15 protein-coding genes are annotated in these 14380 nt (G+C 74.6%); 7 read left to right on the top strand and 8 right to left on the bottom strand.

Annotated features, from left to right (window positions below; translation table 11 throughout):
* Positions 1 to 61 precede the first annotated feature (61 nt).
* The 3 genes from HH311_RS01145 to HH311_RS01135 are packed head-to-tail and all read right to left on the bottom strand — an operon-like array spanning position 62 to position 3944.
* Positions 62 to 2347 (bottom strand): bifunctional salicylyl-CoA 5-hydroxylase/oxidoreductase, encoded by a 2286-nt coding sequence (locus tag HH311_RS01145; protein ID WP_169181753.1) that lies wholly within the window; start codon positions 2345 to 2347, stop codon positions 62 to 64.
* 2 nt (positions 2348 to 2349) lie between these two features.
* Positions 2350 to 2562, bottom strand: a complete 213-nt coding sequence (locus HH311_RS01140) for a hypothetical protein (RefSeq protein ID WP_169181752.1) — start codon at positions 2560 to 2562, stop codon at positions 2350 to 2352.
* Positions 2559 to 3944: an AMP-binding protein gene (locus HH311_RS01135; protein WP_169181751.1), complete on the bottom strand. Its 1386-nt coding sequence runs from the start codon at positions 3942 to 3944 to the stop codon at positions 2559 to 2561. Before HH311_RS01135 ends, HH311_RS01140 begins: the two co-directional genes overlap by 4 nt.
* Before the next feature lie 101 nt (positions 3945 to 4045).
* Between HH311_RS01135 and HH311_RS01130 the strand changes: the two genes are divergently transcribed.
* The gene (locus HH311_RS01130) at positions 4046 to 4435 is read left to right on the top strand and encodes a RidA family protein (RefSeq protein WP_169181750.1); all 390 of its coding nucleotides are present in this window, start codon (positions 4046 to 4048) and stop codon (positions 4433 to 4435) included.
* A gap of 32 nt (positions 4436 to 4467) precedes the next feature.
* Here HH311_RS01130 and HH311_RS01125 read toward each other — a convergent pair whose 3' ends face one another.
* From HH311_RS01125 to HH311_RS01105, 5 genes are all read right to left on the bottom strand, one after another.
* Positions 4468 to 5325 carry a PaaX family transcriptional regulator C-terminal domain-containing protein gene (locus HH311_RS01125; protein WP_312029863.1) on the bottom strand — a complete coding sequence of 286 codons (858 nt, stop codon included), beginning with the start codon at positions 5323 to 5325 and terminating at the stop codon, positions 4468 to 4470.
* A 48-nt stretch (positions 5326 to 5373) separates the two neighbouring features.
* Complete coding sequence (locus HH311_RS01120) at positions 5374 to 5850, bottom strand: nuclear transport factor 2 family protein (protein WP_169181749.1); 477 nt, start codon at positions 5848 to 5850, stop codon at positions 5374 to 5376.
* A 26-nt stretch (positions 5851 to 5876) separates the two neighbouring features.
* Positions 5877 to 7124 carry an acyl-CoA dehydrogenase family protein gene (locus HH311_RS01115; RefSeq protein WP_169181748.1) on the bottom strand — a complete coding sequence of 416 codons (1248 nt, stop codon included), beginning with the start codon at positions 7122 to 7124 and terminating at the stop codon, positions 5877 to 5879.
* 17 nt (positions 7125 to 7141) lie between these two features.
* Positions 7142 to 7855: an SDR family NAD(P)-dependent oxidoreductase gene (locus HH311_RS01110; protein WP_169181747.1), complete on the bottom strand. Its 714-nt coding sequence runs from the start codon at positions 7853 to 7855 to the stop codon at positions 7142 to 7144.
* A 67-nt stretch (positions 7856 to 7922) separates the two neighbouring features.
* Positions 7923 to 8963: a helix-turn-helix domain-containing protein gene (locus tag HH311_RS01105; RefSeq protein ID WP_169181746.1), complete on the bottom strand. Its 1041-nt coding sequence runs from the start codon at positions 8961 to 8963 to the stop codon at positions 7923 to 7925.
* Positions 8964 to 9264: 301 nt separating this feature from the next.
* On the opposite strand from HH311_RS01105, the gene HH311_RS01100 reads away from it, so the two are divergent.
* The 6 genes from HH311_RS01100 to HH311_RS01075 all read left to right on the top strand — a co-directional run bounded on the left by HH311_RS01100 (position 9265) and on the right by HH311_RS01075 (position 14329).
* Positions 9265 to 10290 carry a 6-phosphofructokinase gene (locus HH311_RS01100; RefSeq protein ID WP_169181745.1) on the top strand — a complete coding sequence of 342 codons (1026 nt, stop codon included), beginning with the start codon at positions 9265 to 9267 and terminating at the stop codon, positions 10288 to 10290.
* Between the two features lie 192 nt (positions 10291 to 10482).
* Positions 10483 to 11379 (top strand): MerR family transcriptional regulator, encoded by an 897-nt coding sequence (locus tag HH311_RS01095; protein ID WP_169181744.1) that lies wholly within the window; start codon positions 10483 to 10485, stop codon positions 11377 to 11379.
* 139 nt (positions 11380 to 11518) lie between these two features.
* Positions 11519 to 11872, top strand: coding sequence for a WhiB family transcriptional regulator (locus tag HH311_RS01090; RefSeq protein WP_169181743.1), 354 nt, complete (start codon positions 11519 to 11521; stop codon positions 11870 to 11872).
* Between the two features lie 73 nt (positions 11873 to 11945).
* Positions 11946 to 12665: a DUF4383 domain-containing protein gene (locus tag HH311_RS01085; protein WP_169181742.1), complete on the top strand. Its 720-nt coding sequence runs from the start codon at positions 11946 to 11948 to the stop codon at positions 12663 to 12665.
* A gap of 117 nt (positions 12666 to 12782) precedes the next feature.
* On the top strand, positions 12783 to 13661 hold the full coding sequence (locus tag HH311_RS01080) for an LLM class F420-dependent oxidoreductase (protein WP_169181741.1): 879 nt from the start codon (positions 12783 to 12785) through the stop codon (positions 13659 to 13661).
* Positions 13662 to 13771: 110 nt separating this feature from the next.
* Positions 13772 to 14329, top strand: a complete 558-nt coding sequence (locus tag HH311_RS01075; RefSeq protein ID WP_169181740.1) for a glutathione peroxidase — start codon at positions 13772 to 13774, stop codon at positions 14327 to 14329.
* Positions 14330 to 14380: the final 51 nt, after the last annotated feature.

Raw genomic sequence — 14380 nt, 5'->3', positions numbered from 1 at the left:
GAGGGATGCGCCGCTCTAGCCGCACGAGGGGTCCCCTCGCGCTGGTGGGGAGGGGCGGGGCTCAGGGGGTCTGCTCCCGCCGGCGGGCGGTGAGGCCGGGGCGGTACTGCTTCGGCACCGGCGCCCCGCGGAAGTCCTGATCGAGCGCGGCGTTCCAGGTCCAGTAGGGGTCGACCAGGTGGGGGCGGGCGATCGCGCACAGGTCGGCGCGGCCCGAGGCGATGATCGTGTTGGCGTCCGCCACCGAGGCGACCGCGCCGACGGTGATCGTGGGGACGCCGGTCTCCTGACGGATCCGGTCCGCGAACGGGGTCTGGAAGAGCCGGCCGTAGTCCGGGTCGGCGTCGGTGGAGGTCTGGCCGGTGGAGACGTCGACGACGTCGGCGCCGTGCGCGGCGAGCATCGGGGCGAGCGCGACCGCGTCGTCGCCGTCGAACCCGCCGTCCACCCAGTCGGTCGCGGAGATGCGGACGCTGATCGGGCGGTCCTCCGGCCACACGGCGCGGACGGCGTCGAGGATTTCCAGTCCCAGCCGGGCGCGGTCCTCCAGCGACCCCCCGTAGCGGTCGGTGCGCCGGTTCGACAGCGGCGAGAGGAACGACGAGACCAGGTAGCCGTGGGCGTAGTGCAGTTCGAGGAGGTCGAAGCCGGCGTCGGCCGCGCGGCGGGCGGCGGCGACGTGCGCGTCGACGACGGCCGCAACGTCCTCGGCGGTCATCTCCCGCGGCACCGGCGAGTCCGACCGGTACGGGACCGGGGACGGGCCGAGGACCTCCCACGCCTCGTCGTCGGGAAGGGGATCGTCCATGCCCTCCCACATGACCTTGGTGGACCCCTTGCGCCCGGAGTGGCCGAGCTGCATGCCGATCAGCGCCGGGGTCTCGCGGTGGACGAAGTCGACGATGCGCCGCCAGGCCCGCGCCTGCTCGTCGTTCCACAGCCCGGGGCAGCCGGGGGTGATACGGCCCTGCGGCGTCACGCACGTCATCTCGGTCATCACCAGTCCCGCGCCGCCGACCGCGCGGGACCCGAGGTGCACGAGGTGCCAGTCGGTGGGGACGCCGTCGACCGCCGAGTACTGGGCCATGGGGGAGACGACGATGCGGTTGGCGAAGGTCCGGCCGCGCAGCCGCCAGGGGTGGAACATCGGCGGGGTGCCGTCGGCGACCTCGAGGCCGAGCGCCCGGGTCTGCTCGGCCAGCCACCGGTCCAGGCGGGCGACGTACCCGGCGTCGCGGAGCGCCAGGTTGTCGTAGGTGACCCGCTGCGAGCGGGTGAGCAGCTGGAAGACGAACTGCAGCGGGGCGAGGTGGCGGTAGCGCGCCAGGCCCTCGAACCACTCCAGGCTGGTCTGGGCGGACCGCTGCAGCGACGCGACGACCGGCCGACGCTCCTCGGCGTAGGCCTTGAGCGCGGCGTCGACGTCATTCTCGCGGTCCAGCGCGCCGGCCAGCGCGATCGCGTCCTCGAGGGCGAGCTTCGTGCCCGAGCCGATCGAGAAGTGCGCGGAGTGCGCGGCGTCGCCGACGAGCACGACGTTGCCGGCGCTCCAGCGCTCGTTGCGCATCACGGTGAAGGACAGCCAGCCCGAGTTGTTGCCGATCAGGCCGTACCCCTGCAGGTGCTCGGCGAAGATCGCCTCGCAGAACCGCATCGACGCCTCGTCGTTCTCGCCGGGCCGCCGTTCGACGGCGGCGTAGGCGTCCAGCCCGGCCCGCCGCCACGTCGCCTCGTCGGTCTCGACGATGAAGGTGGAGCGCCGCTCGTCGAACGGGTAGACGTGCGCCCAGAACAGGCCGAACCGGGTCTCGACGATCAGGAACGTGAAGCAGTCGAACGGCCGCTCGGTGGCGAACCACGCGTACTTCGCCGTGCGGCCCTCGCGCCGCGGCACGAACTGTCCGGCCCGCTGTTCGCGCGTGCGGCTGTTCACCCCGTCGGCGCCGAGGACGACGTCGCACTCGCGGCACAGCACCTCGAGCGGGGGCGCCTCGGTGGAGTAGCGCACGTCGACGCCGAGCTCGACCGCGCGCTCGCCGAGGATCTGCAGCAGGCGGGTGCGCTCGAGGGCCGCGAACGCGTGCCCGTCGGAGCGCTCGACGGTCCCGAGGAAGTCGGTGTCGATCGCCGACCAGTGCCGGAACCCGGCCTCGATGCGCGCGATGGACGGGGGGTCGGCGTCGGCGATGTTCTGCAGCGTCTCCTCGGAGAAGACGACCCCGAAGCCGAACGTGTCGTCGGCGGCGTTGCGCTCGTACACGACGATCTCCCGGCCGGGGTCCGACCGCTTCGCGAGGATCGCGGTGAACAGCCCGGCGGGGCCGCCGCCAACCGACGCGATCCGCATGCTCAGACCCCGTCGTCGAGGAGGTGGTCGAAGCGCAGGCCCAGGTCGGTGACGACGACGGCGAGCGGGGCCAGCGCGGCGCGGACGCCGGCCGCCGCGCACGGTGCGAGGTCGCCGGTGCGCAGGAGCGCGAGCAGCGTGTCGTGGGCGGCCAGCAGCTCGGTCTCGGCGGCGGTGAGCTCGCGGCCGAGCAGGTCGGTGGTCACGGTGGTCACGCCATCTCCGTCGGGGCCAGGGCCGCGCGCTGCTGCTCGGCCCGCAGGTCGGTGAGGCGCCTGGCCTTGAGCTCGAAGCGCGGCAGCTCGTCGGTCGCGGCGCGGCGCAGGAGGAAGCGCAGACCCTCGTGGGCGTCGGCGAGCGCGCGGCCGAGGTCGGCCGCCAGCCGGACCCACCCGTCGTCGGGAAGGCTCGGGGCGCACTCGAGCAGGAGGATGACCTCGTCGCGCCCGTCGAGGTGCTCGAGCCGCACCTGGAACTCCTCGATCCCGGCGACGCCGCGCACGATCGCCTCGATCGCCCCGGGGTAGACGTTGGTGCCGCGGACGGTCTTCATGTCGTCGACGCGGCCGAGGATCCCGCCCCGGTACAGGTCGAAGGTGCGTCCGTTGCCGGCGGTCGCGGCCGGGACCTTCACGACGAGGTCCGCGGTGCGGTAGCGCAGCAGCGGCGTGGTCGAGCGGCCGAACGAGGTGCAGACCCGTTCGCCGCGCTCGCCGTAGGGGACCTCGCGGCCGGTGTCGGGGTCGATGACCTCCTCGATGAAATGGTCCTCGATGACGTGGCAGCCGCCGGTCTGGACGGCGCCGATCTCGCGCCCCGGCGCGGCGGGCTCGAACATGACGATCGTCGAGATCTCCGTCATCCCGGCCGTGTCGACCGCGCGGGCGCCCCACCGCTGTTCGATGAGCGCCCTGGTCTCCGGGATCGACCCCGCGGGCTCGCCGGAGAGGACCAGGGTGTGCACCGGCCCCGAGGGCAGGTCGACGCCCATCGCCTCCGCCTCGTGCGCGAGGCGCAGCGCGTAGGTGGGGGTCGAGGCGACGACGGTCGCGCCGAAGTCGACGATCTGGCGGACCCGGCTGTCGGTGGTCTGGGCGCCGCCCGGGACGGTGAGGGCGCCGAGCTTCTCGAGGCCGCCGTGCAGGCCCCAGAAGCCGATGAAGCTGCCGTACCCGAAGGCCACGTAGCCGACGTCGTGCGGCCGGACACCGGCTCCCCAGAGCGCGTAGCACCACATCTCGGCCGCCCAGGACCAGTCCCTGCGGGAGTCGAGCGCCCGCAACGGGGTCCGGCCGGAGGTGCCGGAGGTGGTGTGGACGCGGATGGCTGCCTCCGGGCCGACCACCGGCAGCTCGCCGTAGGGCGGGCGGGCGTCCTGGCCGGCCATCCACTCCTCCCGGGTGAGGAACGGGATGCGGGCCAGGTCGTCCCACGTCCGCAGCCGGTCCGGCTCGACGCCGGCGAGGGTGCGGGCGTAGTGCGGGCTGCGCGCCTTGGCCCAGGCCACCGTGCGGCGCAGCTTGGCGAGCTGGAGCTCGCGCAGCTGGTCCCGCGGGAGGGTCTCGGTCTTCGGGTTCCAGTACGGCTGGTCGGTCACGGCGGAACCTCCGCGCTCCGGACCGTCCTATCGCGTCTGCTTTACGACGGTCACGAAACCACACTAACGTGGCGGGCGACCGCGACACCAGGAGGAGTCCCGTGTCCATCTCCCTCGTCAACCCGGCCTCCCTCGCGCGGCCGAGCGGGTTCACCCACGCCGTGCGCTGCGGGGACACCGTCTGGCTCTCCGGGCAGACGGCCCTCGACGCCGACGGCCGGATCGTCCCCGGCGGCATCGTCGAGCAGTTCCGCCGGGCGCTGGCGAACGTGGTGACGGCGCTGCGCGAGGCCGGGGGAGACCCGACGAGGTTCCTCTCGGTGACGATCTACCTGACCGACATCCCCGACTACCAGGCGCACGGCAAGGAGATCGGCGCGGTGTGGAAGGAGCTCGTCGGGCGCGACTACCCGGCGATGACCGGGGTGGGGGTCACCGGCCTCTGGCAGCCGGAGGCGCTGGTGGAGATCCAGGCCGTCGCCGCTGTCTAGGTGCGCTTCGCGCCCGTGAGCACAAAGTGTCGCTATACCGACATTTTCTGCTCACGAGCGCGGAGCGCACCGAGGACGTGGGCGGCGGCCGGCGCCGCCAGGTGCTCGCGGAACCGCGCGAACAGGGCCTCCGCGCGCAGGCCGATCCAGTCCTCGGGCAGCGCCTCGAGCGGCAGGCCGGGGTCGAGGTAGGGCAGGCGGCGCCAGGCGGTGACGGCCGGGACGTAGTCGGCGAAGGCCTCGGCGTCGTCGACCGGCCCGTCCGGCCAGCGCTCGGCGACGGCGGAGAAGCGGCGCAGGTAGTCCGCGTAGGTGGCCTGCAGGGCGTCGAGGTCCCACCACGCCGCGATGGTGTCGCGGGGCGGGCGCGACGACAGGTGGGTCGCCCGGAAGACGTCGGTGAACTGGCGCAGCCCCCCGCGGTCCAGGGCGCCGAGCACCGCCTCGTCGAGGTGACCGGGGGCCACCCACGTGCCCGGGCCGACCGTGCCCAGCCCGAGCCGGGCCAGCGTCGTCCGCAGCCGGTGGCGCTGGTCCCGCTCGGACTCCGGGACCGAGAACGCCACGAGCAGCCAGCCGTCGTCGGCGGTCGCGCGGCGGCGGCCGAAGATCCGGTCGTCGCCCTCGGCGAGGATCGCCAGCGCGTCGGCCGAGACCCGGTAGCCCGCCGTCCGCCCGTCCTTCTCGGCGTCCAGCCAGCCGCGCCGCTTGAGCCGCGAGATCGCCGACCGCGTCGCCTGCTCGTCCACGCCCAGGTCGGCCATGAGCCGCACGATCGTCGCGACGGACAGCCATCCGCCCAGCTCCCGGGCGTAGAGCCCGAAGAGGGACACGATCAGCGCGCGGGGTGCGGCGGGGCTCTCCGCCTCCCGCACCGGCGCCGTGCTCACGTGCCCACCGTAGTGCCGGTCCGGGGCGTCGCCGTGCCGCTACGCCCGTCAGGCGCCGAGCATCACCTGCGCGTCGCCGGACCAGAAGCGGTTCTCGATCACCAATCGCGACATCTGCCAGCCCGCGTCGGTCTGGACGAAGGTCATGTCGTAGCGGTTGTGCATGGTGCAGTGCCGGTCGCGGACGCCGGGCGGGTGGTGGATCGCGTGGACGAGGGCGGTGACCCGGACACCGTCGCCGTCGGCGTGCAGCACCCGGACGTTGCTCGCGGTGTGCAGGGTGTCCATCGGCCCGACGCTGGCCGCCACGCCGTCGAGGATGCCCTGCCGGCCCTCGAGGACCGGGAAGTCGATGCCCATGGCGCGGGCGGCGGGACCGAAGTCGAGCGTGGCGTCGTCGGTGAAGACCGCGCCGAGGGTCGTCGGGTCCCGTTCGTCGATGCCGGCGGCGAAGCCCGCGAGGGTGTCGGCGAGGTCGAGTCGGTCCTCGGCGGTCAGCACCGCGGTCGGGGTCGGGGTGGCCATGGTGGGGCTCCTTCCTGGCGGGGCGGTCAGTCGACCGTGCACCACGGGTCGTAGGTGGGGTCGGCGAGCAGGGCGTGCAGGCGGCGTCGTCGGAACGCGACGTTCCCGCCGCTGAACAGCGGGTAGGCGAGCGCGTCCTGGACCAGCCCGGCGAGGGGTCGGTGGTGGCCGTAGGAGTCGACGCCGACGATCCGCATCAGCGCGACGAGCGTGTCGACGGCGGTCTCGGAACCGTAGATCTTGGCGTGCACGGAGAGCTCCTCGGCGCCGGGCGCGCCGGCGTCCACCGCGGCGCACGCCGCGCGGGTGAGGGCCCGGACGGTCTCGATCCGCGTCTTCACGTCGGCGAGGAGGAAGCCGACCCCCTGGTGATCGACGACGGGCACGCTCCCGCCCCGTCGATCGGTGCGCGCGAAGTGCAGCGCGTGGTCGAAGGCGACCCGCATGACGCCGACCGCGCAGGCCCCGATGAGGGCGCCGCCGAACGAGGCCGCGACGATCCCGAGCCCGTCACCGACCTCGCCGACGAGGTTCTCCTCCGGCACGCGGACGTCGGACAGGGAGAACCGCGGGAGCAGGTGGGCGCGGTGTCCGAGCGGGTCGAGGACCTCGGTGATCCGCAGGCCCTCGATCGGTCCGGGGACGAGGAGGACCGCCGTCGAACGCCGCGGGTCGGGATCGTCCCCGGTCCGGCACACCACCGTCATGAGGTCGGGGCCGGTGCCGTCCCACCCGGTCGCGTGTGAGACCCACTGCTTCTCGCCGTCGACGACCCACCCGCCGTCCTCGTGACGGGCGGTCGTCCGCAGCCCCACGGCCATGCCGGTCCCGGGGTCCGGTTCGTCGAGGTTGGCGGTGCCGTCGGGCTCGGACAGGGCCAGCGAGGCGAGCGGGGTCCCCGTCGTCGCCAGGAACGGGGCGAGGAAGCGTCGGTGCTGGTCCGGCGTCCCGGCCCGCAGCAGTGGGGTCAGGCCCAGCCCGGTGGCGAACAGGTGCAGGGCGACGCCGGGGTCGCCGGCCACGAGCTCCTCGGCCATCACCGCGGTGGCCGACGCCCCGGTGCCGTCACCGCCGAGGGCCTGGGGGACGAGCCGGCGCAGGAAGCCGGCCTCGACCATCCGGCGGTAGAACGGGCGGGTGGCCCGGTAGCGCTCGGTCGGGCTCGGCAGCGGGTCGGTCACCGCCCGGACGTGGGCGAGGACGTCGCCCGCGAACTCGCGGGCCTCGGCGCGGAGGATCCGGTGCGCGGTGCGCGGGTCTTCGGTCACGGTCACGGCGGGCTCCTCGTCGCTCAGTGGCCCGCGCACTGTCCGCCGTCGACGTGCAGGGTCTCGCCCGTCACGAAGGTCGCGGTCTCGAGGTAGAGGACGGCGTGCACGATCTCGTCGATCTCGCCCATGCGTCCCACCGGGTGCAGGCCGGCGTAGGCCGCGTGCGCCTCGACCGGGTGCATGGGGGTCTTGATGATCCCCGGCGACACCGCGTTCGCCCGCACGCCCGACCCGGCGCACTCGACGGCCAGGGACCGGGTCGCCGCGTCGAGGCCGCCCTTGGTCAGGGATGCGAGGACCGACGGGACGGCGCTCAGCGGGTGGTCGACGAGCGAGGTGGTCACGGTGACGACGTGGCCGCTGCCCCGCTCGAGCATCGTCGCGACGGCTCGTCGGGTGATCCCGAAGAACCCGCCGAGGTTGAGCCCGACCATCGCCGCGAAGTCCTCGTCGGTGTGGGCGGTGAACGGCTTGGCGAGGAACATCCCGGCGTTGTTGACGAGGGTGTCGATCCGGCCGAAGCGCTCGAGGGCCGCGTCGACGACGCGGCCGGCCGTCCGGGGGTCGGCGAGGTCCCCGGCGACCGTGTGCACCTGGGGGTCGTCGGACGCGGTGATCGAGCGGGAGGTGGCGACGACGGCGTACCCGTGCTTGCGGTAGCCCTCGACGACACCGGCCCCGATACCGCGCGACGCGCCGGTGACGATGACGACCTTCTGATCGGTGGCGGACATGGGTGTCCCCTCGGTGGAGTGGGTGGAGGACGGGGCCGCGCGGTCGCGGCTCCCGGGACGTGCGGTGTCAGCGGGTGGACGCCGGGTCCGGCCCGTCGCCGCGGGTCCGCCGGGGGAGTGGCGGCGGGGTGCTCTCGCGGGCGCCCGAGCGGCGGATCTCGTGGGCGGTCATCCCGAACTCGGCCTTGAGCGCCCGGCTCAGGTGCCCCGTGTCGCTCATCCCCCAGCGGGCGGCGATCGCGGAGGCGGTGCGCCCGGCGAGCGACTCGTCGGCGAGGTCGCGGCGGACCCGCTCGAGCCGCTGCCGCCGGATCCAGGCCGACAGGGTGCTGCCCGTCGGCGCGAGGACCTTGTGCAGGTAGCGCACGGACACGCCGTGGGCCCGGGCCACGGACTCGACGGTGAGACCCGGGTCGGACAGCGAGGACAGGCAGTGGGCGAGGACGCGGTCGGCGAGGTCGTCGCCCGCGCTCTGCGGTGCGATGTCGACCAGCTCGGCGATGACGAGCGAGGTGATCGCGTCGGCGAGGTACTCCTTGCTGCGGCTCCCCGCGCCGAGGGTGCAGCCCTCGACCTTGGCGGCCAGGCCCTCGAACAGCGCCCCGACGACGTCGCGCGGGCCCCGGTCCGTCCCGACGGCGACGGCCGTCCGCCCGGCCAGCGTGTCCGCGTGGGAGCCCAGCGCAGCGACCGGGACGGTCACGACGACGGCCTCGTACGGCTCCCAGAACGTCACCTCGTAGGGCCGCGACGTGACGTAGTTGACCAGGTCGCCCGGCTCGAGCAGGCACTGCCGCCCGTCCTGCGCGACCCCCGCCCGACCCGCCCGGTGCAGGACGACGGTCAGGAAGCCGGGTTCTCCGGGCCGGATGAGGTCGGCGTCGCGGGTGAGCACGCACGGGCTGCCGCTCACCACGGAGACCCGCACCTCGCCGGCGACGGCGCTGCGCAGCGAGCTGTGGAAGGTCCCGTCGGCGAGTGGCCGGACCCGCACCGAGGCGAAGGCCGGGGCGAGGACCTCGGCGGAGCGGTCGCCGTCGTCGGCGTCCGCCACCGCGACGAGGTGGCGCGCCGGTGGGTCGGAGTGCGTCCGCGCCGGTGTGTGCATCCGCCACCTCCTCGTCCGACGCGCCGGTCCCGGGAGGGCCGGCGTCAGCGACTGTAGGAGGACCCGGTCGAGGTGAGCAGCCGCTGAGCGCACCGGGAGGTGCCAGATCGTGCACCACGATCCGCCGCGACGCCTCGACGATCGTCACGCCGTGGAAGAGCAGCTCGCCGGAGGAGGCATCGACGAGAGACTCGCCGGGGCGGCCGAGGGCGTCGCTCCGCCCTGCCGCAGGATGGGCACCCGGCGTGGGGTGGCCCGCGTCACCCCGAGTTCCGGCGTCGACAACGAGGGAGTGCCCGACATGCGGGTCGGCATCTTGACCGGCGGCGGCGACTGCCCCGGTCTGAACGCGGTCATCCGCGCGATCGTCCGGCGCGGCGTCCCGGAGTACGGCTACGAGTTCGTGGGCTTCCTCGACGGCTGGCGTGGCCCGCTCGAGGCGCTGACCCGGCCGCTCGACGTCTCGTCGGTACGGGGCCTGCTCCCGCGGGGCGGGACGATCCTCGGCTCGTCGCGGACCAATCCGTTCGCGATCGAGGACGGGGTGGACCGCATCCGTCGCAACCTGGAGGAGCTCGGCGTCGACGCCCTCGTGGCGATCGGGGGGGAGGACACCCTCGGCGTCGCGAGCCGGCTGCACGAGCAGGGCGTCCACGTCGTCGGGGTGCCGAAGACGATCGACAACGATCTGTCCGGCACCGACTACACCTTCGGTTTCGACACCGCGGTCAACATCGCGGTCGAGGCGATCGATCGGCTGCACACCACGGCGGAGTCCCACCACCGGACGCTGATCGTGGAGGTGATGGGCCGGCACGCCGGCTGGATCGCGCTGCACTCGGGGATGGCGGGAGGGGCCAACGCCATCCTCATCCCGGAGGTGCAGTTCAAGATCGAGCAGGTCTGTGACTGGGTGGAGAGCCGGTTCCGCCTGGACTACGCCCCGATCATCGTGGTCTCGGAGGGCGCGCGGCCCGCCGGCGGCGACGAGGTCCTGCTCACCGGCGAGAAGGACGCCTTCGGTCACGTCCGGCTCGGCGGTGTCGGGGACTGGCTCGGGCGCGAGATCGAGGCGCGCACCGGCAAGGAGGCCCGCACGACGGTGCTCGGGCACGTGCAGCGCGGCGGCACCCCTTCCGCCCGCGACCGCTGGCTCGCGACCCGGTTCGGGCTCCACGCCATCGACGCCGTGGCGGGCGCCCGGTGGGGGGAGATGACCGCGCTGCGCGGCACCGACATCGTCATGGTCGGTCTGCAGGAGGCGACCCGGGAGCTCAAGCTCGTCGATCCGGCCCTCTACGCCGAGGCCGCGGTCTTCTTCGGCTGAACCCGCTCATCGGAACCGGGCGCCGGTGCTGTCTCGACGCTCGTCGCATCGCTTCCGCGTCGCTGCCGACTGCCATACTGGCTCGGCCCTCCGAGGGTGAGGACGCGAGCCGGCGGAAAGGCTGGGGCCGACATCGACGCTGGGGGAACGACGCCGCGGGACGGGACCGGCCTCGAGCTGACCGCGGGGGCGGTGGCCCGCCGGCTGGGTGTCGCGCCGTCGACGTTGCGCAGCTGGGCCCGGCGCTACGGGCTCGGCCCGGCCGACCACCAGGCGGGGCGCTACCGCCGCTACTCCGAGCGCGACGTCGTCGCCCTGCAGCTGATGTGCCGGCTGGTGGGTCAGGGGGTCGTGCCCGCGGCGGCGGCGGCCGCCGCCCGCGCGGCGGGTGACCGCGACGCCGCGACCCCGCCCGCCGTGGACGACGACCACGGACCCGTCGGCGACCGTCGCTCGCGGGCCCGGGTGGTGCGCGGCGTCGTGGACGCGGCGCACCGGCTGGACGGCGACGCGGTGACCGAGGCGGTCGCCCGACACCTGGCCGAGCACGGCGTGGTCGCGACGTGGCAACAGGTCTGCCGTCCGGCACTGACGGCGCTCGACCGTCGGGTCGCCGAGACCGGCGGCAGCATCGACGCCCAGCTCGTGGCCAACTGGGCCGTCAGCACCGCGTTGCGCTCGATCGGCCTCCCGGACGGGGCCGGGGCCGTCCCGCCGGCCGGGAGCCAGGTCCTCCTGGCGTGCGTCGAGGGGGAGCAGCACACCCTCGCGCTGGAGGCACTGCACGCCGCGCTCACCGAGGCGCGGCTCCCGGCGCGGACGCTGGGCCCGTCGGTGCCGGAGAGCGCGCTCGTGGCGGCGTGCCGTCGGACGCGCCCCGAGGTCGCGGTGCTCTGGGCGCAGACCCTGCAGACCGCCCGGCCCGAGGTGCTCGGGGCGCTGGCCGCAGCAGCCGGCTCGGTGCTGGCGCTCGGTCCCGGCTGGTCCGGGCTCGACCTCGCCGAGCTGCCCGACACCGTCGACACCGCCGACGACCTCCCCGCGGCGCTGCACCACATCGCCCGCCGGTGCGCGCCCGCCGTCTCCTGATTGCAACGCTTCTGCGTCGTTTCGCGCCGGTGCGACGGGGCATCCGGGAGGCAGAGCCCGGGTCCGGGGACGCGATCGGCGAGGTCGCGTCCGCCCCGGCACGGAAGACCGGTGACGCGGCGGACGGAGCGTGATCACGGTGGCGAGCATCCTGCGGCTGCCCCGGCCCCTGGTCGAGGTGTGGGACTGGCAGCGCCGGGCGGCGTGCCGGAACCTGGACTCCTCGATGTTCTTCCACCCCGACGGGGAACGCGGACCTCGTCGCCAGCAGCGCGAAGAGCGGGCCAAGGCGATCTGTGCCGTCTGCCCGGTGCGCGCCGAGTGCCTCGAGCACTCGCTGCGCGTCCAGGAGCCGTACGGCATCTGGGGCGGGGTGGGCGAGGCCGAGCGCCCGCGCCTGCGACGGGCCCTCGCGGCGGGCCGGCAGCACGGCGACCCGGCGGTCACCGCGTCGGGGGGCCCGGCGCCGAGCGCGCCGCCCGCCACGTCCTGACACCCCGCCGGCGCCGAGGACGGTGCCGGCGCCCGCTCGCGCGCCCCCGCGCGTCGTCCCGAGGAGACGCCCCATGACCGTGACCGTGTTCGACCTGCTGCGCCCCGGTCGACGAGCGCAGTCCTCGCCCCGCGCGCCGGAGGGTCCGGGGACCGCGGCGGCCCGCCCCGCGCACCGGGTGGTCCTGGTGCACCGCATCGGGGCCGTGGTCGCCGCCGCCGTCCTCGCGACCTTCGGCGGCGTCGGCCTGGCCGGTGGGCTCGCGTTCTTCTCCACCCGCGGCCGCGCGGTGCTGGGGCTCTCCTCCAACGGACTGCTCTCCGCGATCTCGCTCGCCACCGCCGCGGTCCTGGTCGCGGCGGCGGTCCGCGGGGGTCGCCCCGCCTCCACCGTGCTGATCGTGATCGGCGGCCTGTTCCTGGTCTCGGCGTTCGTCAACCTCGCCGTGCTCGGCAGCGACCTCAACGTCCTCGCGTTCCGGCTGCCCAACGTGTTCTTCAGCATCGGGGCCGGCCTCGTCCTGCTGCTGCTCGGTGCCTACGGCCGCCTCAGCGGCGGGCTCCCCGACGACAACCCCTACCGCTCACCCCAGCCGGCCGAGGACCTGGTGCTGCCCCGCCAGCCCGTCCCGGCCACCCGGGCGGAGCTCGCGGTCGACCGGGCCATGGCCGCGGCGGAGAGCGCCGTCGTCCGCGGCGCGGCGACCCCCGAGCAGGCGCACCGGGTCGCGGCCCTGGCGGGGCTGCGGACGCACGAGGACCGGCGCCGCGCCTGGATGCGGTTCGACCGCTGAGGAGCCCGCCCGGGAGTCCCGCCCGCCGGCACGAGCGGCCGGTTCGTGACCATCGAGGGTCACGAACCGGCCGTTCGTGTGCTCCGCGGCCGGTCCGCGCCGTGGCACGATCCGCTGATGCAGGTCGGTCTGCACGCCCTCGGCATCGGCGACGGCGCCCGGCGCGACATCGGCGACGCGGTGGCCGCCGCGGCGGAGGCGTGCGGCGTCGCGACCCTGTGGGCCGGTGAGCACGTGGTCATGACGGACTCGTCGTCGTCGCGCTACCCGTACTCGGCGGACGGGCGGATCGCGGTCCCGGCGACCGCCGACTGGAACGACCCCCTGATCGGCCTCGCCTTCGCCGCCGCGGCCACCTCGACGATCGGCCTCGCCACCGGGGTGCTGCTGCTGCCGGAGCACAACCCCGTCCTGATCGCCAAGCAGGCCGCCACCCTCGACGCGCTCTCCGGGGGCCGGCTGACCCTCGGCGTCGGGGTGGGCTGGTCACGCGAGGAGTTCGACGCGCTCGGGGTGCCGTTCGCCCGGCGGTCGGCGCGCACCGCGGAGTACGTCGCGGCCCTGCGGACGGTGTGGCGCGAGGACGTCGCGTCCTTCGACGGCGAGTTCGTGCGGTTCGACGGGATACGCGTCAACCCCAGGCCGGTGCGCGACCGCCGCATCCCGGTCGTGCTCGGCGGCAACAGCGACGCGGCGCTCCGCCGGGTGGCCGCCTGGGGTGACGGCTGGTACGGGTTCGCGCTGGACGACGTGGCTCAGGTCGCCGAGCGCCTCGGTCACCTCGAGACGCTCGGCCGGGAGGTCGGGCGCGACGTCTCCGGGCTCCGCCGCTGCGTCGCGCTGCGCCGTCCGGACCCCGGCGACGTCGCCGCCCTGGCCGACCTGGGCGTCGACGAGCTCGTGATCGTGGAGAGCCCGCCGGCCGATCCGCGTCGTGTCCCGGACTGGGTGTCGGCCCTGGTCGAGCCCTTCCTCCGGGCGGTCGCCGCGACGTAGCTGCCCCCCGGGGCACTCGAAGGGCCTCTGCACCGTCGTGGTCGTGCTCAGCGGGTCCTGCCGTGGTAGAGCGGGAGATCGACAGCACCGACCGACCAGCTCGGAGAACCATGACCACCGTGCACGACTTCTCGGTGTCCGACGCCGAGGGCGCGACCGTCCCCCTGGCCGACTACGCCGGCCGCGTCCTGCTCATCGTCAACGTGGCGAGCAAGTGCGGGCTCACCCCCCAGTACGAGGGCCTCGAGGCGCTGCACCGCACCCACCAGGACCGCGGCCTGACGATCCTCGGCGTCCCCTGCAACCAGTTCATGGAGCAGGAGCCGGGCACCGACGCGGAGATCCAGGAGTTCTGCCGGACCACCTACGACGTGACCTTCCCCGTCCTGGCCAAGGTGGACGTCAACGGACCCGACGCCTCGCCGCTGTTCGCGTTCCTGCGCGCGGAGGCGCCGGGCGACTTCGGTCCGGCCTACGGGTCGTTCCACGAGGCGATCAGCCGCCTCCGGCCCGACGCGGCACCCGACGAGGTGAAGTGGAACTTCACCAAGTTCCTCGTCGACCGGGACGGCACCGTCCTGCGCCGCTACGAGCCCCCGGTCCTGCCTGCCCAGATCGCTCCCGACCTCGACGAGCTCCTCGCGCACCCGGTGGAGCAGCGCTCCTGACGTGCCGTGACGTCCCGGCGTCGGGCGATGAGCCGAACCCCCTGGTGCCGC

Source organism: Actinomycetospora sp. TBRC 11914, from assembly GCF_012933465.1.
Lineage (GTDB): Bacteria > Actinomycetota > Actinomycetes > Mycobacteriales > Pseudonocardiaceae > Actinomycetospora.
Note: the sequence above shows the minus strand (reverse complement) of the source record. Positions and strands in the feature narration are given on the sequence as shown.